Below are 21,001 nucleotides of genomic sequence, written 5' to 3' on the forward strand. Positions count from 1 at the left end.
ATGACAATCGAAAAACAAGTAGCAGAAATTTTATTACAAGTAGGGGCTGTCGAATTAAGCCCGAACGACCCTTTTACATGGGCTTCAGGTATTCAATCACCGATTTATTGCGATAACCGTCTAACGATGGCAGACCCAGTCGGTCGTAAAGTGATTGCGAAAGGTCTTGCGAACATTATTCGCGAACAATTCCCAGAGGCGAATGTCGTCGCAGGAACAGCGACAGCGGGTATCCCGCACGCTGCTTGGATTGCGGACGAACTCGAATTGCCGATGGTGTACATCCGTTCAACGCCGAAAGGACACGGACAAGGACGCCAAATCGAAGGGAAAATGCAAGAAGGTGACCGCGCAATCATCGTGGAAGATCTCATTTCAACAGGCGGAAGCAGTTTAAACGCTGCGGAAGCGGTGAAACGTGAAGGGTACGATGTAGCAGGAGTCGTTTCGATTTTCACATACGGTTTAAACAAAGCGGACGACATGTTTAAAGAAGCAGGGCTTGAATATGCGAGCTTAACGAACTTCGCTGCACTCGTTGAAGTAGCGGAGCAAAATGGGGCGATTGCGAAAGAAGACATCGGTGGTCTTTTATCGTGGCACGCTCAATTAAAAGAAGGCACATTATAAAAGAGAACGACAAGTAAAAGCGCATGAAATCCATCATTGATTTCATGCGCTTTACTCATTGTTTTAATTGGCGGACGAGTTGTTCATCCGGTGTGACGAATACTGTTTGTTGTTCGAAATAATTGACGAATCCCGGTTTTGCGCCTGACGGTTTTTTCACGTGACGAATTTCCGTATAGTCGACCGGAACATTCGAAGACGTGCGCGCTTTACTGAAGTAAGCGGCAATGACTGCAGCTTCTTGCAATGTCGTTTCGTCTGGGTCATCGCTTAAAATGACGACGTGTGAGCCTGGAATATCTTTCGTATGCAACCACGTATGGTGACGGCTCGCTAATTTAAAGGTAACGTGATCGTTCTGTTTATTATTTTTCCCGACGGCGATCGGAATACCTGTTGACGATTCGTAACGCTCGATGACCATTTTCTTTTTCTTCTCTTTTTTCTTCGAGCGACGTTTTCGCATGTAGCCATTTTCGATTAATTCTTCCCGAATTTCATCGATATCGTCTGGCGTCGCCATTTCGACTTGTTGAAGTAACGTTTCGAAATAGTCGAGTTCCTCTTTCGTTAAACGCATCTGTTGTTTCAATTGAATGAGTGCGTTTTTCGCTTTCGTATATTTCGTATAGTAGCGGTTCGCATTTTCAATCGCCGTCTTGCGAGGGTCGAGCGGAATCGTCACTTCTGAACCGTCGTAGTAATTTTCGACCGTCGCTTCTTTCGCATTCGCTTCAATTTGATAATGATGAGCCATGAGCAGTTCACCGTACAATTGGAAATCATCCAATTTTTCCGCGTCTTTATATTCTTTTTGAAGCACTTTTTCTTTTTTCACTAATTTCGCTCGCTCGTTCGCTAACCATTTTTCCAAATCTTGCGCTTGTGCTCGCACACGTTCACGGTCTGCTTTTTCGAAATAGACGCGGTCGAGTAAATCACCGAGCGATTTTGCTTCATAAATGACTTCATCAGCGGTCGTTAACGGATGAGCGGAGAAGATGTCGCGTCCGTCTTTTTTCATGACGACAGGTTGAAATGGCAATGTTTCAAACGATTCGATGAAGTGACGATACGTTTGGAACTGTAAATTTTGTTTTAACAGAGCGTACAATTCGGTCGCATGAATTGGGGCGACCCCTTGTAAGTATTGGATGAAATCTCGTCCTTTTTCAAGCTTATGATATATGTCGAACAGTTCTTCTTCGCTTATTGTGAACGGGTTCTTTTTTTCTTGTTCGGGAGGTGAGACGTACGTTGCGCCTGGAAGAACGGTACGAAAGCTGTTCATATAAGGAGGTAAATGTTTGAGCGCTTCGATAATTTTATCATTCATCGGATCGACAACCATCAAGTTACTATGGCGTCCCATCACTTCCATAATTAATGTGCGTGTGATCGGGTCTCCGATTTCATTATGACTCGCAATCGTGAAATGGATGATGCGGTCGTTGTCGACTTGTTCGATCGCTGTGATGATTCCAGATTCAATATGGCGGCGTAAAATGGTACAAAACATCGTCGGTTCAGGTGGATTCGTAATCGTCTCTTCCGTCAGTTGAACGCGCGCGTAAGAAGGGTGAGCGGAAAGCAACAGTTTCACATTTTTTCGCTGGGCACGCATCGTGAGAACAACTTCATATTCGTTCGGTTGGTGCACGCGATTAATGCGTCCTCCTACGAGTTGTTGTAATTCGGTGACGATCGCACGTGTAAATAGTCCATCAAAAGCCATAATCATTCCTCTTTCTATCATCGTTTATTTTACATCTTAGCATTTTTCTATCCTTCTATGGTATAATACGAACAGATTATCGTCTATTCTTTTGCGGTTTGGACGGGTAGTAAATCATGATGTAAAGAGGGATTCCATGTATAAGAAAAAGGGCTTGCTTATTGTATTATCAGGACCGTCTGGTGTCGGGAAAGGGACGGTTCGAAAAGCGCTTTTCGAAGAGCCGAATACGAACTATGAATATTCGATTTCCATGACGACACGTTCGCCACGCGAAGGTGAACAAGATGGAATCGATTATTTTTTCAAATCGAAAGAAGAATTTGAGTCGCTCATCGACGCAGGGCGTTTGCTTGAACATGCCGAATATGTCGGCAATTATTATGGCACACCGATGCAATATGTTGAAGAGATGATTGAAGCAGGACGCGACGTCTTTTTAGAGATTGAAGTAGAAGGCGCGAAACAAGTGCGTGAAAAGATGCCAGAAGGATTGTTCATCTTTTTAGCACCACCGAGCTTATCCGAATTAGAAAATCGTCTCATCGGACGCGGTACGGAAGATGCGGACGTCATCGCGACACGTGTTGCACGCGCACGTGAAGAATTAGAGATGATGCATTTATACGATTATGTCGTTGAAAATGACGACGTGCAAAATGCTTGCGACCGCATTCATGCGATTGTGACAGCGGAACATTGCAAGCGTGAACGTGTCGAAGAATTATACAAACAAATGTTGAGAGGGGAATAAACCATTGTTATATCCATCAGTAGATAAATTAAAAGAGAAAATCGATTCAAAATATACACTCGTAACACTCGCATCGAAGCGCGCGCGTGAAATGCAGGAGCGCCATTTATATTTGCTTGACCAAGAAGAATATAAAGCGCATAAAAATGTCGGAAAAGCGTTAGAAGAAGTCGTAGCAGGCGTATTGACGAATGCAGAGCGCGACGAATCAGTCATTTACGAAGACGAAGTATAAAAACTTTTGGAGACACCTCCCTTTAGAACGATCTCGCTCTCTGAAGGGACTGTCTCTTTTTTTATTTCATATTGCATCTAGTTAAAGGAGGAGTTTCAATGGAACAGAAAAAAGTGTTGTTAGCGGTAACGGGAGGCATCGCCGTCTATAAAGCGGTCGCCTTAACGAGCAAGCTCGTACAAGCGAATTTTGACGTAAAAGTGATGATGACGGAAAGCGCCCAACAATTTGTGACCCCTTTATCTTTTCAAGCGATGTCAAGAAATGATGTGTATGTCGATACGTTCGATGAAAAAGATTCCGCGAAAATCGCACATATCGATTTAGCCGATTGGGCAGATTTAATCATCGTAGCGCCTGCGACAGCGAATGTCATTGGAAAATTGGCGAACGGCATTGCAGACGACATGATTACGACGACATTACTCGCAACGGAAGCGCCGATTTGGATAGCGCCTGCGATGAATGTCCACATGTACGCGAACCGGGCAGTAGAACGCAATATGCAAGTGTTGCGCGAAGACGGTTTGACATTTATTGAGCCGGGTGAAGGATATTTAGCATGTGGTTATGTCGGAAAAGGGCGCATGGAAGAACCAGAAGCGATTACAGAACGCGTCGTCCGTTACTTTACAGAAGCAAATCCGCTCCCACTGAAAGGAAAACGAGTGATCGTCACGGCTGGTCCGACATTAGAACGAATTGATCCGGTTCGTTACATTTCGAATTTTTCAAGCGGCAAAATGGGGTTCGCGATGGCAGAAGCTGCGCGTGATTTAGGAGCGGACGTGACACTCGTCGCTGGTCCTGTATCACTCGATACACCAGCTCGTATTCAGCGCATCGATGTCGAAAGTGCAGCCGATATGTTAGAGGCTGTACTCTCTCGTTACGACGAAGCGGATATCGTCATTAAGTCGGCAGCCGTTGCGGATTATCGACCGAAACATGCAGCGGATCAAAAAATGAAAAAACAAGAAGGCGACGCAGCGATTGAACTGGAGCGCACGACCGATATTTTAAAAACACTCGGCGCGCAAAAGACGCATCAATTGTTGATCGGTTTCGCAGCGGAGACGAACGATGCGCTCACATACGGTCGTGGCAAATTAGAAAGTAAAAACGCCGACTACATTATCGTCAATGATGTGACGAACCCGGATGGCGGTTTCGGCAACGATACGAATGTCGTCACACTCGTCAGTCGAGAAGGCGAAAAATCGTATCCTGCGCTGGATAAGCGCATGCTAGCCCATCAATTATTGACGTACATTAGCGAGAAGGAGTTTGACCATTCGTGAAAATAGCACAAGTCATCGTCGACGTATCCACTTATGCGGTAAATCGTCCATTTGACTATGCATTAAACGAAGACGCCCCCTATGTCGAAATCGGGAGCCGCGTGAAAGTACCGTTCGGTCGTCGGGACGTCATCGGATACGTCGTCGGTTTGAAAGAAGACACCGATGTGGATTCAGCAAAATTAAAATTGATTTCCGAAGTCGTCGATTATCGTCCAGCACTTACGGAAGAGCTCGTGGAACTAGCTCAACACTTAGCGCATCATACGATTTGTTATGAGATTGATGCGTTACAGGCGATGCTTCCTGCAGCGATGCGGACGTCTTACGAACGACTCGTCGTTGCAACCGTTCCACTCGAACAGCTTTCTCCTGCATTGCGCGATATTTTTGAATCGTCACTGACCCAGTCATTTGATTCATTGACTCCTGTACAGCAAAAACTTTGTAAAGATGCTGCACTCGTAGGAGAAGTTGAATTCCAAACGTCGATGAAACAACAGACGACGATTAAAACAGAGCGCGTATTACACATTCCGTCTTTAGAACGCTTGCGACAGATTGAAGGGGAATTATCGAATCGTGCGCACAAACAGAAGCAATTGCTCGCGTATTTGATGAATTACCCAAACGAAGCGCTCGTTGAAAAAGTCGTGCGTGAAGAAGCGGATGTCGCGGGTCCGACGATTCAAACATTCGTCACAGCAGGTTATATCGAACGCTCAGAACGTGAAGTGTACCGAGAAATCGACGCATCTCAAATGGCGTACGATGAAAAGCTCGCTTTAACGACAGAGCAACAACGCGCTTTTGAAGCGGTGCGCGATGCGATCGATGCATCGCGAGCTGAAACCTTTTTGCTTCACGGCATTACAGGAAGCGGAAAGACAGAAGTGTACTTGCAAGCGATTGAACGCGTGTTAGAGCGCGGAGAGCAAGCGATTGTCCTCGTACCCGAAATCGCTTTAACACCGCAAATGACCGCGCGTTTTAAAGGGAGATTCGGTGATAAAGTAGCTGTCATGCACAGCGCCTTATCGCAAGGAGAAAAATATGACGAGTGGCGAAAAATTAGACGCGGGGAAGTGTCTGTTGTCGTCGGTGCACGGTCTGCGATATTTGCGCCGTTTACAAATTTAGGTCTCCTCATTTTAGATGAGGAACATGAATCGACATACAAACAAGAAGACGTTCCCCGCTATCACGCGAGAGACGTGGCGATTTGGCGTGGGAACTATCATCAATGTCCGGTCTTGCTCGGGAGTGCAACACCAGCATTGGAGTCCTTTGCACGAGCGCAAAAAGGTGTGTACACATTACTTTCCATGACGGAACGACCGAAACAGTCTGCACTTCCCGAAGTGTCGGTCGTCGATATGCGGGAAGAGTTGCGCACAGGGAATCGTTCGATGTATTCTCATGCGCTCATTCAAGCGATTCGCGAACGGATGGAGCGCGGTGAACAAATCGTCCTTTTTTTAAATCGAAGAGGGTTCGCATCTTTCATGCTTTGTCGCGATTGTGGAACGACGATGCAATGCCCGCATTGCGATATTTCATTAACGTACCACCGCTCCGTTGAACGCTTAAAATGTCACTACTGCAATTACGAAACATATGTCCCGCCGAAATGTCCACATTGTGAAAGCGAATCGATGCGATTTTTCGGTACAGGAACGCAAAAAGCGGAAGTGGAATTAAAAAAAGTGATCCCTGACATATCGGTCATTCGAATGGATGTCGATACGACGAGTCGTAAAGGAGCGCACGAAAAATTGCTCAGCGCATTCGGACGTGGCGAAGCGCAAGTGTTGCTCGGCACACAAATGATCGCTAAAGGGCTCGACTTCCCGAATATTACATTAGTCGGCGTATTAGCCGCTGATTCAAGCTTGCATTTAGCGGATTTTAGAGCGAGTGAGCGAACGTTTCAATTGTTGACGCAAGTGAGCGGAAGAGCAGGACGCGCCCACTTACAAGGCGAAGTGATTGTCCAGACGTACGCACCAGAACATTATTCAATTCAACTGGCGAAACAACAGCAATACATTCCGTTTTACAATGTTGAAATGCAAATGAGAAAACGCTTCGGTTATCCACCAATGTTTTATATCGTCGCGTTACAGTTATCGCACGCTTCTTTAGAAAAAGTGATTCACTATGCGAATCAAACCGCACGTTTTTTACGCCAAGCATTGGACGACTCTTTTATTATCGTCGGTCCTGCACCATCACTCATCAGTCGGGTGAACGATAGATATCGGTACCAATGTTTGATAAAATACAAAGCAGAAAACAACTTGTTCGACGTATTGCATCAATTGATGCATATGTACCGAACGAAGTGGATGAAAGAGCATTTGCGCCTGTCCATTCAAATGGAACCGCAATCGCTCATGTAACGGAGGAACGTCTATGGTAAATATACAATCATTAGTCAATCAAGAACGCATGACGGAAGAAGTGACAACATTTGATGAATCGCTTCAGCAACTTGCGAAAATATTAATCGATACATTGCATCGCACAGACGGTGTCGGCTTATCCGCGCCACAAATTGGACGCAATGAACGCATCGCGGTCATCGACTTTCAAGACGACCGCGATCCGCTCGTCCTCGTCAACCCGACCTTGCTAAAATATTATGGCAAAAGTGTCGAAATGGAAGGATGTTTGAGCTACCCGGGAATATACGGAGAAGTCGAGCGTCCAGAAGCGATTCGAATCGAAGCGGAAGATGAATACGGCAAGACGTTTGAAATTACGGCAGAAGGTTTTGAAGCGCGCGCAATTTTACACGAAATGGACCATTTATACGGCATTTCATTTACGCAAAAAATAAAAACACGTGTCGATGCGGAAACATTTGAGGAGGAAGAAGAGTGACAAAAATTATTTTTATGGGAACACCCCCATTTTCAGTACCTATTTTAACGATGTTGCATGAAGAAGGATATGACATCGTAGGCGTCGTAACGCAACCGGATCGCCCAGTCGGTCGCAAGCGAGTTATGACACCAACCCCTGTAAAAGAAGAAGCATTACGTCTCGGCTTACCTGTTTACCAGCCGGACCGTCTATCGAAATCGGAAGAACTCGAACAATTAATCAATCTACAACCTGATTTAATCGTAACGGCAGCGTATGGACAAATCGTGCCGAACGAATTGTTGGACGTTCCGCGTTTACGCTCGGTCAACGTCCATGCTTCACTCTTGCCAAAATATCGCGGAGGAGCGCCAATTCATCAAGCAATCATCGATGGCGAAAAAGAAACAGGTGTGACAATCATGTACATGGAAGAAAAGTTAGACGCTGGAAATATGATCGCAAAACGTGCGATTCCGATTACGGATGAAGATGATACAGGGACGATGTTTGATAAATTATCGCTCGTCGGTCGCGATTTATTGAAAGAAACGATGCCTGCGATTATCGCTGGCACGAATGACAGCATCCCTCAAGACGAATCACTCGTCACATTCGCTTCAAATATTACGCGTGAACAAGAGCGCATCGACTGGAATAAGTCAGCGCGTCAAATTTTTAACCACGTGCGTGGACTTCATCCATGGCCTGTCGCTTATACGACATTTGATGGGGAGAATGTCAAAATATATCGAACATCCATCGTCGACGAAACGTCTAAAGGAACACCAGGGATGATGATGAAGATGAGCAAAAATGAGCTATATGTGCAAACGGGCGAAGGCATACTTTCGATTCTTGAATTGCAACCAGCAGGAAAAAAGAAAGTCGATGTCGTTTCATTTATTAATGGAAACGGCGATAAGTGGAAAGTGGGCGACCGATTCGAATGAAAAAACGACTAAAAGGAAATGTGCGAGACGCAGCCTTACAACTACTCATGGACATTGAAGAAGGTGGCTCTTATAGCAACCTCGCATTAAATAATGTCATTCAAACGTATGAATTAAATGAAAAAGATCGTCGTCTCTTGACACAACTCGTCTACGGGACATTGCAAATGCGTGACGCACTCGACTATCGCATGAGCCCATATGTGCGTGGTAAATTATCAGGATGGGTGCGCCAACTATTGCGCCTTTCTGTATATCAGCTCGACTATTTGACGCGCATTCCGGACCGTGCGATTGTTTATGAAGCAGTTGAGATTGCTAAACGACGCGGTCACCAAGGAATTGTTCGCACGGTTAATGGGATTTTACGTTCTTATTTGCGTTCGGGAGGGGCTCCATTTGAAGCGATTGAAGACCCCCTCGAACGTTTAGCGACAGAAACGAGTCACCCGCTCTGGATGATCGAGGCATGGGTGAATCAATACGGATTTGAAGCCGCAGAAGGCATAGCATTTGCGAACAATACAGTCCCTGAACGAACAGCGCGTATTAATCGCACACAAACGACGGATGAAGAAGTGTTGGAAGAATTGACGGATTTCGGCTATGCCGTGGAAAAACATCCGTACGTCGATGTTGCAATTTTACTCGCAGAAGGAAGTTTCGCAAGCTCTTTCGCCTTCCGAGACGGACGCCTTTCGATTCAAGATGCGAGCTCGATGTTGGCGGTCGATGCTTTGGAAGTAGAAGAACATATGACGGTTCTTGATTTATGTGCAGCTCCAGGAGGAAAAACGACATATATCGCCGAATCGATGAACAATACAGGGAAAGTGTATGCGCATGACATTCATGCTCATAAAATTTCAAAAATTGAAGAACAAGCGACTCGTTTACATTTGACGAACATTGAAGCGAGTGAATTAGACGGAGTCGACGTCAAAGAGCAATACGAGCCGAGTACATTCGACCGTATTTTAATCGATGCCCCTTGTAGCGGGCTCGGTGTCATTCGTCGCAAACCGGAAATTAAATATACGAAAAGCGAAGAAGATGTCGTCGCATTATCACATTTACAGTTCAAGCTAGTAAAAGAATCAATCCCACTTTTAAAGGTAGGCGGTACCCTCGTCTACAGTACGTGCACGATGGATCAACGTGAAAATGAAGAAGTCGTCACGCGCGTTTTAGCTCAATTTCCAAATATGCGCTTGAAAAAAACATATGCGCATGAACAATTGGACTTGGAAGAGGAAATGATTCAATTATTGCCAAACGAATGGGAGAGCGACGGATTCTTTATAGCAGCTTTCGTTAAAGAAGAATGAAGGATTGAGTAGGGAGGTATGACGATGCATTATGCGATTTTATCGGATATTGGTAAGAAGCGAGCAGTCAATGAAGACCGTGCCGCTTTTTACATTCATCCTGAACGTTCGGGCCTCGTTCTCGCAGTTATTGCAGATGGAATGGGAGGACATCGCGGGGGCGATTATGCGAGCAAAACAGCCGTTAAGTTAATCGGTCAGCAATTTATAGAGCTATCTACGAGCGATCTGTTAGACATGGATTGGGAGCAATGGTTACTCGATACGATTCAGCAAATTAATTATCATTTATTCGATCTCGCTTTACGCAATGATAAGTATCAAGGGATGGGTACGACATTGGATGTCGTCATTCTCGACGATACCGAATGCACACTTGCGCATGTGGGGGACAGTCGAATTTATATGATTGCAGATCAACATATTCGCCAATTGACGAAAGACCATTCCTTCGTTAATGCCTTGCTAGAAAGTGGCGAAATTACAAAAGAAGAGGCGGAACATCATCCGCGTAAAAATTGGATTGTTAAAGCAGTCGGTTCAGAGCGACGTACAGTGGCAGATGTCGCTTCGATTCGTCTATCAGATCCTGTTACCTTTTTACTTTGTACAGACGGCTTGAGCAATCTATTGTCTGAAGAAGAAATATTATCGATTATTCAAGAAGACCAATATTCACTTCAAATGCGAGCAGAGCGTTTAATCGCGCGTGCGAATGCATTAGGAGGCGACGATAACATATCCGTCATTTTAATTGAATGGTGGAAGAAGGAGGTGGGCTCACATTGATTGGAAAACGTATTGGAGAACGTTATGAACTGTTGCAAGTGATTGGCGAAGGCGGCATGTCTCGTGTATATTTAGCGCGCGATGTCATTTTAGACCGTGAAGTAGCGATTAAAATTTTGCACTATGATTTTGCGAATGAAGAAGATTTGAAGAAGCGATTTCAAAGAGAAGCGTTATCTGCGACAAGTTTATCTCACCCGAATATTGTCGACATTTATGACGTCGGGGAAGATGGAGAAATTCATTATTTAGTGATGGAATACATTAAGGGCCAAACATTGAAAACATACATTCAACAACGTGGCCATTTAACAGCATATGAAGCGGTGCCAATCATGCAACAACTCGTATCAGCAATCAGTCATGCGCATCACAATGGCATCATTCATCGTGATATAAAACCGCAAAACATTTTAATGGATGCATCAGGCAATGTGAAAATTACAGACTTCGGTATCGCGATGGCTTTAGATGCAACGGCCTACACAAAAACGAATTCTATCATTGGAACCGTTCACTACTTGTCACCAGAGCAAGCACGGGGAGGCATGGCGACGAAACGTTCTGATATTTATTCATTAGGGATTGTTTTTTATGAACTGTTGACGGGCGAACTCCCTTTTGCAGCGGAGACTGCGGTAGCCATCGCCTTGAAACATTTACAAGAAGAAATTCCGTCCGTGCGCAGTCACTACCCTGAAGTTCCACAAAGTGTGGAAAATATTATTTTAAAAGCGACAACGAAAAGTCCCGATCACCGCTATCAATCAGCGGATGAAATGTACGAAGACTTGCAGACAGCATTGAATACGAATCGTTTAAATGAAGCGAAATATTTCATTCCTTACGACGATGATGCGACGAAAGTGATGCCAGCGATTAAAGACTTACCGAAAATGGAAGCAGCAGACACAATCATTCAACCGCCTCCACGAATAGAAGCGCAACTTGAAGAACAACAACCGACACCACCTCCTGCTAAAAAAAGTAAGAAAAAATGGTGGATTGGAGGAGCGATTGTCCTCTTACTTCTCGTCGCTACATTACCGTTTTTCTTCGGTTCTAAAAAGGCGACAGTCCCTGAAGTTGTTGGCGAAGAAGAAAAAGAAGCGATTGAAATAATTGAAGCAGCAGGCTTTGTTGTAGAAGAATCGATTGAAGAGCCATCAGATGAAGTGGAAGAAGGGATTGTCATTCGCACCATTCCGGATGGTGGTGTTCAACGAGAAAAAGGTTCGAAAATTACCATTTATGTGAGCAGTGGTCATGAACGAATGAAATTTGCAAATTACGTCGGTCGTTCCATCGACGATGTTAAAAAATTGTTAGCGGATTTTGACTTCGACATTCAAGTGGAAGAAGAATTTAATGAAGCAGAACCTGGAACGATCATTAAACAAAATATCGAAGCTGGGGAAGAAATTGTCCCGAAAGAGACGACTGTTATATTTACGGTAAGTAAAGGAATTGAAATGAAAAAAGTCGATAAATTAATCGGTATGTCAGAGTCTGATTTAACAGCGTATGCGAAATCATCAGGTTTTGATATACGTATCGTACGCGAAGAATTTTCAAGTGAACAAGAAAAAGGAAAAGTCATTTCTCAACAGCCGAGTGCAGGAAGTGAGTTAAAGCGCGGCGGCCAAGTGAACGTCGTCGTTTCGAAAGGCCCCCCTTCTAAACCCGTCAAATTAATCGTGCAATCTGTAACGATTCCATATGAAGAAGAAGTGGTAGAAGACGGGGAAGACGGGGAGAAACAACCACAAAGTATTCGCATATATGTGCAAGATCGCAAACATTCAATGACAGATCCTATTGAAACATTCGACATTACGGAAACGACGAAACGTCGCATAACGATTGAATTAGAAGAAGGGCAACGTGGAGGTTACCGCATTATGCGCGGGGCGACAGTCATTGAAGAAGAAATGTTTGACTATAAAGACGTTGAATAGGAGGATGACATGACGACAAGCGTAGGACAAATTCGTAAAATTAACCGAGATGTGTATGAAGTACAAGCTGGCGAAGACATCGTATTATGTACGGGACGAGGCGTGTTCCGCAAGCGAAAAATCCATCCGAAAGTAGGGGATCTCGTCGACTATGAAGAAGATGGCGACAACTTAGCGCTCATCACTCATATTCACGAACGTAAAAATGAGCTCGTCCGTCCACCGATTGCGAATTTAGACCAAGTGATTCTTGTCTTCTCAGCAGTGGAACCTGCGTTTAGCGTCCATTTGCTCGACCGTTTTTTAGCGGTCATTGAAGCATATAATGTGGAAGTACTAATCTGCTTGACGAAGACGGATTTAACTTCTGAAGAAGAACTCGCGCACATTCGAGAGACGCTTCAATATTACGAAGCGCTCGGGTATACTGTGTTAGAGACGAATCCGACAGAGCCGGTATCTCATGATGTCATGCGCCCGCTCATTAACGGGAAAATCTCTGTATTAGCGGGACAATCAGGTGTTGGGAAATCGACATTTTTAAATTCTTTATTCCCTGAACTCGATTTAGAAACAGCGCATATTTCAGCCGCGCTCGGTCGCGGGAAGCATACGACGCGCCATGTCGAACTCATTCGTATTTATGATGGATGGATTGCGGATTCTCCAGGATTCAGCTCGTTAGATTTTCAAACGATTGAAAAAGAGGAACTGCGCTTTTCATTCCGTGATTTTAACGAAGTGAGCGAGCGTTGTCGCTTTACGAGTTGCTTGCATTTAAAAGAGCCGAAATGTGCGGTGAAAGAAGCGGTGGAAGCAGGAGACATCATGCAGACGCGCTATGATCATTACGTCCAATTTATGAATGAAATTTCAGAACGAAAGCCGAGGTATTAATTATGGTTAAAATTGCACCATCTATTTTATCAGCAGACTTCGCCAAATTAGGCGCGGAAATTCAAGAAGTGGAAGCGGCAGGAGCCGATTGGATTCACGTCGACGTAATGGACGGACATTTCGTTCCAAACATTACGATCGGTCCACTCGTCGTCGAAGCGATTCGTCCCGTTACGAAATTGCCACTCGACGTTCATTTAATGATTGAAAATGCCGAGCAATACGTGGAAACATTTGCGAAAGCAGGAGCGGATTACATTACGGTACATGTAGAAGCGAGCCCGCATTTACATCGCACGATTCAAATGATTCGCAACGCAGGAGCAAAACCAGGTGTCGTATTGAATCCACATACCCCAATCGAAGCGATCTTACCGATTTTAAGCGAAGTGGACCTCGTGTTATTTATGACGGTGAACCCAGGATTCGGTGGACAAGCATTCATTCCAGAAGTTTTAGAAAAAGTGGCAGCCCTTCGCGCGATTATCGATGAAAAAGGATATGACATTGACATTGAAATTGATGGCGGCATTAACGAAGAGACGATTCAAGCTGCGGTGCGTGCAGGAGCGAACGTTTTCGTAGCAGGTTCAGCGATTTTCAATAAAGAAGACCGTGCGAAAGCATTGCAAGGAATTCGTGCAGCTGGAGAGCGAGCGAAGTGAGAATCATCGTCGTAGCAGGCAGTCCTGAACAGATGAGCCCACTTCCGACAGGTGATTATTATATCGGAGCAGATCAAGGGGCGATGGCGATTATTCGTCAGCGCCTCCCGCTCTATTTAGCGATCGGTGATTTCGACTCGGTGACGCCAGAAGAATGGCGGGATATTGAAAAGAGTGCGCAACATGTAGAAGAATTTGGAGCGGAAAAGGACGAGACGGATTTAGAGCTTGCCGTACAGCGTGCCGTTGAACTAAATCCTGAAGAAATTATTTTGACGCAAGTGACAGGGGGCCGGCTCGACCATTACATGTCAGCGATCCACCTCATGTATCGTTGTCAACGACAATACGCGCATATTCGTTTTCAAATTCAAGATACGCATAACATTCAATATTTTTTACTAGCGGGAAAACATACAATCATTCGGGATGAACGATATCCGTACGTTTCTTTTTTCGCTTGGGAACAAGGGATGACGAACGTGACATTACGTGGTGTGAAGTACGAAGTGACGAACGATGAAATTCCGCTCGGGTCGACGCGTTTTACGAGCAATGAAATGGTTGCATCTAACGCGACGGTAGCATTCGAATTAGGAACAGCGCTCGTCATGCATAGCCGAGAAGACGAAAAAAAAGCATAAGAAAAAACGCCAATCGATCGACTTGGCGTTTTTTCTTATGAACGCGTCAATTATACGCGTTGAACTTTTCCTGATTTAAGCGCTCTTGCAGATACCCAAACACGCTTCGGTTTACCGTCAACCATGATGCGAACTTTTTGTAAGTTAGCGCCCCATGAACGGCGAGTAGCGTTTAACGCGTGTGAACGTGCGTTTCCTGTACGTGCTTTGCGACCAGTAATAACACATTGTTTAGCCATTTTATTACCTCCTCGCTCTTAATTAGACATGCCTAATTGCATACTTTAACACTTTACCATAGGTTTTCTCGTAGAGCAACCCTTTTTTCTCGCCTTTCAAGATGTTTTACTTTACATCGAAATGACACGAATGTAAAACAGAAATATGGTATAATATACGAATGTTTGAATCTCGCGTTCAGTGTAGTACAATATAAGGAAAGTAAGCTTGAGGAGGGACGCATATGTCAGTCGAAGTAAAAACAAATTTAGGAACGATAGACATGACGAACGATGTCATTGCGCAAGTAGTAGGAGAAGCGACAATGGAATGTTACGGCATTGTCGGCATGGCATCACAGCACCAAATTCGCGATGGATTAACAGACATTTTACGCAAGGAAAATTACGGGCGTGGAGTGGTCGTACGTAGACAAGCGGACGGTTTAGAAATCGATGTTTACATTATTGTGAGCTATGGTACAAAAATTTCAGAAGTAGCGTATCAAGTGCAATCGAAAGTACAATATACAGTAAAACAAATGCTTGCATTAGATGTGAAAGCAGTTAATATTTATGTTCAAGGAGTTCGTGTGACGAACGTGTAAAAGGAGGATCTCAATCTCATGGACAAGATTGATGGATTACAATTAAATGAAATGGTTCAAATGGGAGCGCATCATTTAGCGACAAACGCAGATTATGTCGACTCATTGAACGTTTTCCCAGTACCCGATGGGGATACAGGAACGAATATGAATTTATCGATGACATCAGGTGCGAAAGAAACGGCGGCGAAAGTAGAAGCGCATATCGGACGTACTGCACAAGCTTTATCGAAAGGGCTCTTAATGGGAGCACGCGGAAACTCAGGGGTTATTTTATCTCAATTATTCCGCGGTTTTGCAAAAGCGATTGAAAAAGAAGAAACAGTCACAGCATCCATTTTCGCGCAAGCTTTACAATATGGTGTGGAAACAGCATATAAAGCGGTTATGAAACCTGTGGAAGGCACGATTTTAACAGTGGCGAAAGATGCTTCGAATCACGGTGTCGAAGTCGCAGAACAAACAGACGATATCATCGAAGTGATGGAAGCAGTCGTGCGCGAAGGTCAAGCTTCTTTAGAACGCACACCAGATTTACTACCTGTTTTGAAGCAAGTCGGCGTCGTCGATAGTGGTGGTCAAGGTCTCGTCTACGTATATGAAGGCTTTTTGGCGAGTTTGAAAGGCGAACCTTTACCAGAACGCAAAGAAGATGCATCGCTCGATGATCTCATTCGCGCAGAACATCACCGTTCTGTACAAGACTTCATGAATACAGAAGATATTGTGTATGGCTATTGTACAGAGTTTATGGTGAAGTTCGAAGAGGCAAAGACGAAAGAAAAAGCATTCGATGAAACAGCATTCCGTAACGAATTAAGCGAAATTGGTGATTCGTTATTAGTGATTAGCGACGATGAAATTGCGAAAGTACATATTCATACGGAGCAACCAGGAGAAGCATTTAATTTAGGACAGCAATACGGTTCACTCATCAATATGAAAATCGAAAATATGCGCGAACAGCATATTGCGATTGTCGGAGAAGAGAAAATCGAGAAACATCCATATGCGATTGTCACAGTAGCGATGGGCGCAGGCATTGCAGATTTACTTCGCAGTATCGGCGCAAGTTACGTCATCGAAGGTGGTCAAACGATGAACCCGTCAACGGAAGATATCGTAGCCGCAATTAAAAAAATCGAAGCGGAACGTGTCATTATCGTGCCGAACAATAAAAATATTGTCATGGCAGCGAAGCAAGCAGCAGAAGTGTTAGATATCGAAGCGGCTGTTGTCGAAACACGCTCTGTTCCAGAAGGCATTACAGCGATTTTGACATTCAATCCAGAAGCGTCGGTTGAAGAAAATAAGCGCGATATGACCGAAGCAGCAAGCGAAGTGAAGACAGGTCAAGTGACGACAGCTGTTCGTGATACAGAAATTGATGGCGTCACAATTAAAAAAGATGAATATATGGGGATTGCACAAAGCAAGATCGTTGTATCCCTTCCAAGTTTACGTCAAGCAGTTGAACAGACGATTGCGACATTGATCGATGAAGATTCTGAAATTGTGACGGTATTATTCGGAGAAGATGTGACAGAAGAAGACGCATCTGCTTTAGCTGAATGGATTGAAGAACAATACGAAGAAGTGGAAGTGGAAGTGCACGACGGCAAACAACCACTTTACCCGTACATCATATCGGTAGAATAAAGAAGAGAAAAGGAGAATCGCGCGTCGATTCTCTTTTTTCGTTGAATGAAAGGAGCGAATGTTCATGACGATTCAATATACAGATTCGATTACGCGTTTAAAAGGTGTCGGCCAAGCGACAGAAGAAAAATTGACAGAGCTCGGGATTGAAACGATTGAACAACTCATCTACACCTTTCCTCAAAGGCATGACGACTTTACATTAAGCGATTTAGAACGCGCTGAACATGGTCAAAAAATAACAGTGGAAGGCCGTATTGAAAGCCCAGCGACTGTCTTTTTCACAAGTCGTGGTCGGTCGCGACTGCAATTTCATTTAAAAGTCGGTCCTCATTTAATTAAAGTCGTCTTTTTTAACCAACATTATTTAAAGGATCGTTTAACGGCAGGAGAAATTGTGACGGTGAACGGGAAATGGGATCGTGGACGTCAAACGATTACCGCACAAAAACATTTTCAAGGGCCCCAAACGGACGAAGAACAGATGGAGCCGGTTTATCGGTTAAAAGGAAAAATGCATCAAAAGACGTTTCGCAAGCTTATTCGTCAAGGACTCGATGCAACAAAAGGACAGCTCGTAGACCCTTTGCCCGAAGTCATTCGATTGCAAGAAGGACTACTGTCCATCGATGAAGCGCTGGAGCAGCTCCATTTTCCGACGTCGCCTGAAGAAAATGAACGGGCGCGACACCGTTTAAAATATGAAGAATTTTTCTTATTCCAATTGAAGATGATGGCGATGAAACAAAAGCGCAAAAAGCCAGGGACAGGAACGGTCATCGCCTATGACAATGACCGGTTAAAAGAGATGATTCAGTCGCTTCCCTTTGAAATGACGAATGCGCAAAAGCGGGTCGTCAATGAAATTTGTCGCGATTTAAAAAGCGACATTCAAATGAATCGCTTACTGCAAGGGGATGTCGGTTCTGGAAAAACAGCGGTTGCTGCGGTCGCGATGTTTGCGGCCATTACAGCGGGGAAGCAATGTGCCTTTATGGCTCCGACGGAAATTTTAGCGGAACAACATGCCGCTACACTCGCCGATTGGTTGGAACCATTCGGTCTTCGCGTTGGATTTTTAGCAGGCTCGACACGAGTAAAAGCGCGTAGAGAATTGTTAGAATATTTAGCGACGGGGGAATTAAACGTGTTAATTGGAACGCATGCGCTCATCCAACCAGATGTCGTCTTTTATGATCTTGGACTCGTCATTACCGATGAGCAACATCGTTTCGGTGTTGAGCAGCGTCGTCTGTTAAAGGAGAAAGGTCAAACACCAGATGTGCTCTTTATGACAGCTACGCCGATTCCGCGTACACTAGCGGTCACGACATTCGGTGAAATGGACGTTTCCATCATCGATGAACTACCCGCAGGGCGAAAGAAAATCGAAACATATTGGATGAAAGAAGACGCTCTACTCCCTCTTTTAAAAAGAATGGAAGTGGAGCTCGAACAAGGTCGCCAAGCGTACGTCATATGTCCGCTCATTGAAGAGAGCGATAAACTCGACGTCCAAAACGCCGTAGACGTTCATCAACAACTAGAACAATACTACGCGGATCGCTACGCGGTTGGATTGATGCACGGTCGCTTGCATAGCGATCAAAAAGATGCCGTCATGCGTGAATTTGCGGAAGGACGCGTCCACGTGCTCGTTTCCACGACAGTAGTAGAAGTTGGCGTGAACGTACCGAATGCGACATTCATGATCATTTATGATGCGACACGTTTCGGCCTTTCTCAATTACATCAATTGCGCGGGCGCATCGGGCGAGGAGAACATCAATCATATTGTATTTTACTCGCGGACCCGAAAAATGAAGAAGGGCGCGAGAGAATGCAGTCAATGGTGGCGACGACGGACGGTTTTTTACTCGCCGAAAAAGATTTGCAACTGCGTGGCAGTGGAGACTTATTCGGTACAAAGCAGAGCGGTATGCCTGATTTTCATTTCGGGGATCCAGTGAATGATTTTGCGCTCATGCAGCAAGTGCAACAACGAGCGACACAATTGCTCGAAACATCAGCATTTTGGGAAGAGGAACGATACGCGCCATTACGCAGTTATTTACATGAATCGAACGTTTTATCAGGAGAGCGAATCGATTAATTGTACTTACGTATTGCAATATTACAAGAAAATTTATATACTGTTCTTAGTACCAAGTGCTAATCGGAAAGGACAAGACGATGAAATTAAGAAAACGAGAACGTCAAATTGAATTAGAACGTCTGTTAAAAACGAATCCGTTCATGACAGACGAAGAACTCGCTGAACATTTCACAGTCAGTGTCCAGACGATTCGCCTCGATCGGATGGAGTGCCGCATTCCAGAGTTGCGCAAGCGAATGGAAGAAGTGGCGACTCAAAACTTTGAAGAAGAAGTGAAATCGCTCGGGACAGATGAAGTGATCGGCGATATTATAAATATAGAATTAGACAAAACGGCGATTTCGATTTTTGATGTGCAAGAAGAGCATGTGTTCCAACGAAATCAAATTGCGCGTGGTCACCATTTATTCGCTCAAGCGAATTCATTAGCCGTTGCAGTGATGAATGACGATCTCGCGCTTACGGTGAAAGCGACGATTCATTTCGTTCAGCCTGTCACTGTCGGAGATCGCGTCATCGCGCGCGCAACAGTAGCGAAAGAAAAAACAGAACTGAATCGAACGATCGTCGATATCGAGTCAGCTGTCAAACAAAAAATTGTTTTTCGTGGCACGTTTGAAATGTATCGTTCGAATGATCGGAAAGGGTCTGAATGATGATGAGATTAGCAGTAGATGGAATGGGTGGGGACAATGCCCCGCAATCGATTATAGAAGGTATTTACTTAGGATTAGAAGCATATCCAAATTTGCATGTCCAACTGTACGGAGACGAAGCGAAAATGGCTTCTTATGTGAAACAACATGACCGCCTCACCGTCATCCATTGTACAGAAGTGATTGAAGGGGACGACGAGCCCGTACGTGCCATTCGTCGTAAAAAAGACGCTTCGATGGTACGTGCAGCGCAAGCGGTGAAAGACGGTGAAGCGGACGCGGTGCTTTCTGCGGGAAATACAGGAGCACTCATGTCAGCAGGACTATTTATCGTCGGCCGCATTAAAGGGGTGGAACGTCCAGCGCTCGCTCCTACACTTCCAACGATGGACAAACAAGGATTCGTCTTTTTAGATGTTGGAGCAAATGCCGATAGCAAACCGAACCATTTATACCAATTTGCGCGCATGGGCGCGGTCTATGCAGAACGGGTTCGCGGTATCGGCAATCCGCGCGTCGGATTACTCAACATCGGGACGGAAGAAGGTAAAGGAAGCGAACTTGTCAAAGAGACGTACAATTTGCTGAAAGAAGCGCCGATCAATTTTATCGGGAATGTCGAATCGCGCGACTTGTTAAACGGTGTAGCAGACGTCGTCGTGACAGATGGCTTCACGGGCAATATGGTATTGAAAACATTAGAAGGAACGGCAATCAATATTTTCTCAGCATTAAAAGATGTCCTCATGTCGTCGACAAAGACGAAAATGGGAGCGATGCTTATTAAAAATGATTTACGCTCGATGAAAAGTTTGATGGACTATACAGAATATGGGGGAGCGGCATTATTCGGGTTGAATGAACCCGTCATTAAAGCGCACGGTTCTTCAAATGCGAATGCGATATTTAACGCCATTCGCCAAGCGGTCCTTATGATGGAGCACGACGTAAGCAATACGATGAAAGAAGCGGTAGGGAAGGAGTAAC

The 21,001-nt window shown here is 44.7% G+C and carries 20 protein-coding genes; 18 read left to right on the forward strand and 2 right to left on the reverse strand.

Annotation, left to right across the window (positions count from 1 at the left end; genetic code table 11):
- Entirely contained in the window at nt 1-630 is a 630-nt protein-coding gene (gene pyrE / locus IRY55_RS00825; protein WP_213086629.1) for an orotate phosphoribosyltransferase, read from the forward strand.
- A 55-nt stretch (nt 631-685) separates the two neighbouring features.
- Here the strand turns inward: pyrE and IRY55_RS00830 are convergent, their stop codons facing one another.
- Nucleotides 686-2,365, reverse strand: a complete 1,680-nt coding sequence (locus IRY55_RS00830; RefSeq protein WP_194561362.1) for an Rqc2 family fibronectin-binding protein — start codon at nt 2,363-2,365, stop codon at nt 686-688.
- Nucleotides 2,366-2,501: 136 nt separating this feature from the next.
- Between IRY55_RS00830 and gmk the strand changes: the two genes are divergently transcribed.
- The 12 genes from gmk to IRY55_RS00890 all read left to right on the forward strand — a co-directional run bounded on the left by gmk (nt 2,502) and on the right by IRY55_RS00890 (nt 14,757).
- On the forward strand, nt 2,502-3,119 hold the full coding sequence (gene gmk / locus IRY55_RS00835; RefSeq protein WP_194561363.1) for a guanylate kinase: 618 nt from the start codon (nt 2,502-2,504) through the stop codon (nt 3,117-3,119).
- 4 nt (nt 3,120-3,123) lie between these two features.
- A complete protein-coding gene (gene rpoZ, locus IRY55_RS00840) occupies nt 3,124-3,354 on the forward strand; it encodes a DNA-directed RNA polymerase subunit omega (protein ID WP_194561364.1) in 231 nt (76 codons plus the stop codon).
- Nucleotides 3,355-3,452: 98 nt separating this feature from the next.
- Nucleotides 3,453-4,655 (forward strand): bifunctional phosphopantothenoylcysteine decarboxylase/phosphopantothenate--cysteine ligase CoaBC, encoded by a 1,203-nt coding sequence (gene coaBC, locus IRY55_RS00845; protein WP_194561365.1) that lies wholly within the window; start codon nt 3,453-3,455, stop codon nt 4,653-4,655.
- Nucleotides 4,652-7,057, forward strand: a complete 2,406-nt coding sequence (priA, locus tag IRY55_RS00850; protein ID WP_194561366.1) for a primosomal protein N' — start codon at nt 4,652-4,654, stop codon at nt 7,055-7,057. Before coaBC ends, priA begins: the two co-directional genes overlap by 4 nt.
- 13 nt (nt 7,058-7,070) lie before the next feature.
- The gene (def, locus tag IRY55_RS00855; protein WP_194561367.1) at nt 7,071-7,541 is read left to right on the forward strand and encodes a peptide deformylase; all 471 of its coding nucleotides are present in this window, start codon (nt 7,071-7,073) and stop codon (nt 7,539-7,541) included.
- A complete protein-coding gene (gene fmt / locus IRY55_RS00860; protein ID WP_194561368.1) occupies nt 7,538-8,476 on the forward strand; it encodes a methionyl-tRNA formyltransferase in 939 nt (312 codons plus the stop codon). The genes def and fmt overlap by 4 nt, the downstream gene beginning before the upstream one ends.
- Complete coding sequence (rsmB, locus tag IRY55_RS00865) at nt 8,473-9,804, forward strand: 16S rRNA (cytosine(967)-C(5))-methyltransferase RsmB (protein ID WP_194561369.1); 1,332 nt, start codon at nt 8,473-8,475, stop codon at nt 9,802-9,804. The genes fmt and rsmB overlap by 4 nt, the downstream gene beginning before the upstream one ends.
- A 24-nt stretch (nt 9,805-9,828) precedes the next feature.
- Entirely contained in the window at nt 9,829-10,593 is a 765-nt protein-coding gene (locus IRY55_RS00870; protein ID WP_194561370.1) for a Stp1/IreP family PP2C-type Ser/Thr phosphatase, read from the forward strand.
- Nucleotides 10,590-12,551 carry a Stk1 family PASTA domain-containing Ser/Thr kinase gene (gene pknB / locus IRY55_RS00875; RefSeq protein ID WP_328799593.1) on the forward strand — a complete coding sequence of 654 codons (1,962 nt, stop codon included), beginning with the start codon at nt 10,590-10,592 and terminating at the stop codon, nt 12,549-12,551. Before IRY55_RS00870 ends, pknB begins: the two co-directional genes overlap by 4 nt.
- A gap of 9 nt (nt 12,552-12,560) precedes the next feature.
- Complete coding sequence (gene rsgA / locus IRY55_RS00880) at nt 12,561-13,448, forward strand: ribosome small subunit-dependent GTPase A (protein WP_194561372.1); 888 nt, start codon at nt 12,561-12,563, stop codon at nt 13,446-13,448.
- 2 nt (nt 13,449-13,450) lie between these two features.
- Entirely contained in the window at nt 13,451-14,113 is a 663-nt protein-coding gene (gene rpe / locus IRY55_RS00885; protein WP_194561373.1) for a ribulose-phosphate 3-epimerase, read from the forward strand.
- Complete coding sequence (locus IRY55_RS00890) at nt 14,110-14,757, forward strand: thiamine diphosphokinase (RefSeq protein ID WP_194561374.1); 648 nt, start codon at nt 14,110-14,112, stop codon at nt 14,755-14,757. Before rpe ends, IRY55_RS00890 begins: the two co-directional genes overlap by 4 nt.
- Nucleotides 14,758-14,807: 50 nt before the next feature.
- Here the strand turns inward: IRY55_RS00890 and rpmB are convergent, their stop codons facing one another.
- A complete protein-coding gene (gene rpmB, locus IRY55_RS00895) occupies nt 14,808-14,996 on the reverse strand; it encodes a 50S ribosomal protein L28 (protein WP_194561375.1) in 189 nt (62 codons plus the stop codon).
- 224 nt (nt 14,997-15,220) lie between these two features.
- Here rpmB and IRY55_RS00900 point away from each other — a divergent pair, with 224 nt between their 5' ends.
- The 5 genes from IRY55_RS00900 (at nt 15,221) to plsX (ending at nt 21,000) form a co-directional block, all read left to right on the forward strand.
- Complete coding sequence (locus IRY55_RS00900) at nt 15,221-15,583, forward strand: Asp23/Gls24 family envelope stress response protein (RefSeq protein WP_194561376.1); 363 nt, start codon at nt 15,221-15,223, stop codon at nt 15,581-15,583.
- An 18-nt stretch (nt 15,584-15,601) separates the two neighbouring features.
- Nucleotides 15,602-17,242, forward strand: a complete 1,641-nt coding sequence (locus IRY55_RS00905; protein ID WP_194561377.1) for a DAK2 domain-containing protein — start codon at nt 15,602-15,604, stop codon at nt 17,240-17,242.
- Between the two features lie 64 nt (nt 17,243-17,306).
- Entirely contained in the window at nt 17,307-19,355 is a 2,049-nt protein-coding gene (gene recG, locus IRY55_RS00910) for an ATP-dependent DNA helicase RecG (protein WP_194561378.1), read from the forward strand.
- Between the two features lie 80 nt (nt 19,356-19,435).
- Entirely contained in the window at nt 19,436-20,014 is a 579-nt protein-coding gene (fapR, locus tag IRY55_RS00915; protein WP_194561379.1) for a transcription factor FapR, read from the forward strand.
- Between the two features lie 2 nt (nt 20,015-20,016).
- Nucleotides 20,017-21,000 (forward strand): phosphate acyltransferase PlsX, encoded by a 984-nt coding sequence (gene plsX / locus IRY55_RS00920; RefSeq protein WP_194562347.1) that lies wholly within the window; start codon nt 20,017-20,019, stop codon nt 20,998-21,000.
- Nucleotide 21,001 lies beyond the last annotated feature (1 nt).

Origin of the sequence: Savagea serpentis, assembly GCF_015351395.1 — a bacterium.
GTDB lineage: Bacteria > Bacillota > Bacilli > Bacillales_A > Planococcaceae > Savagea > Savagea serpentis.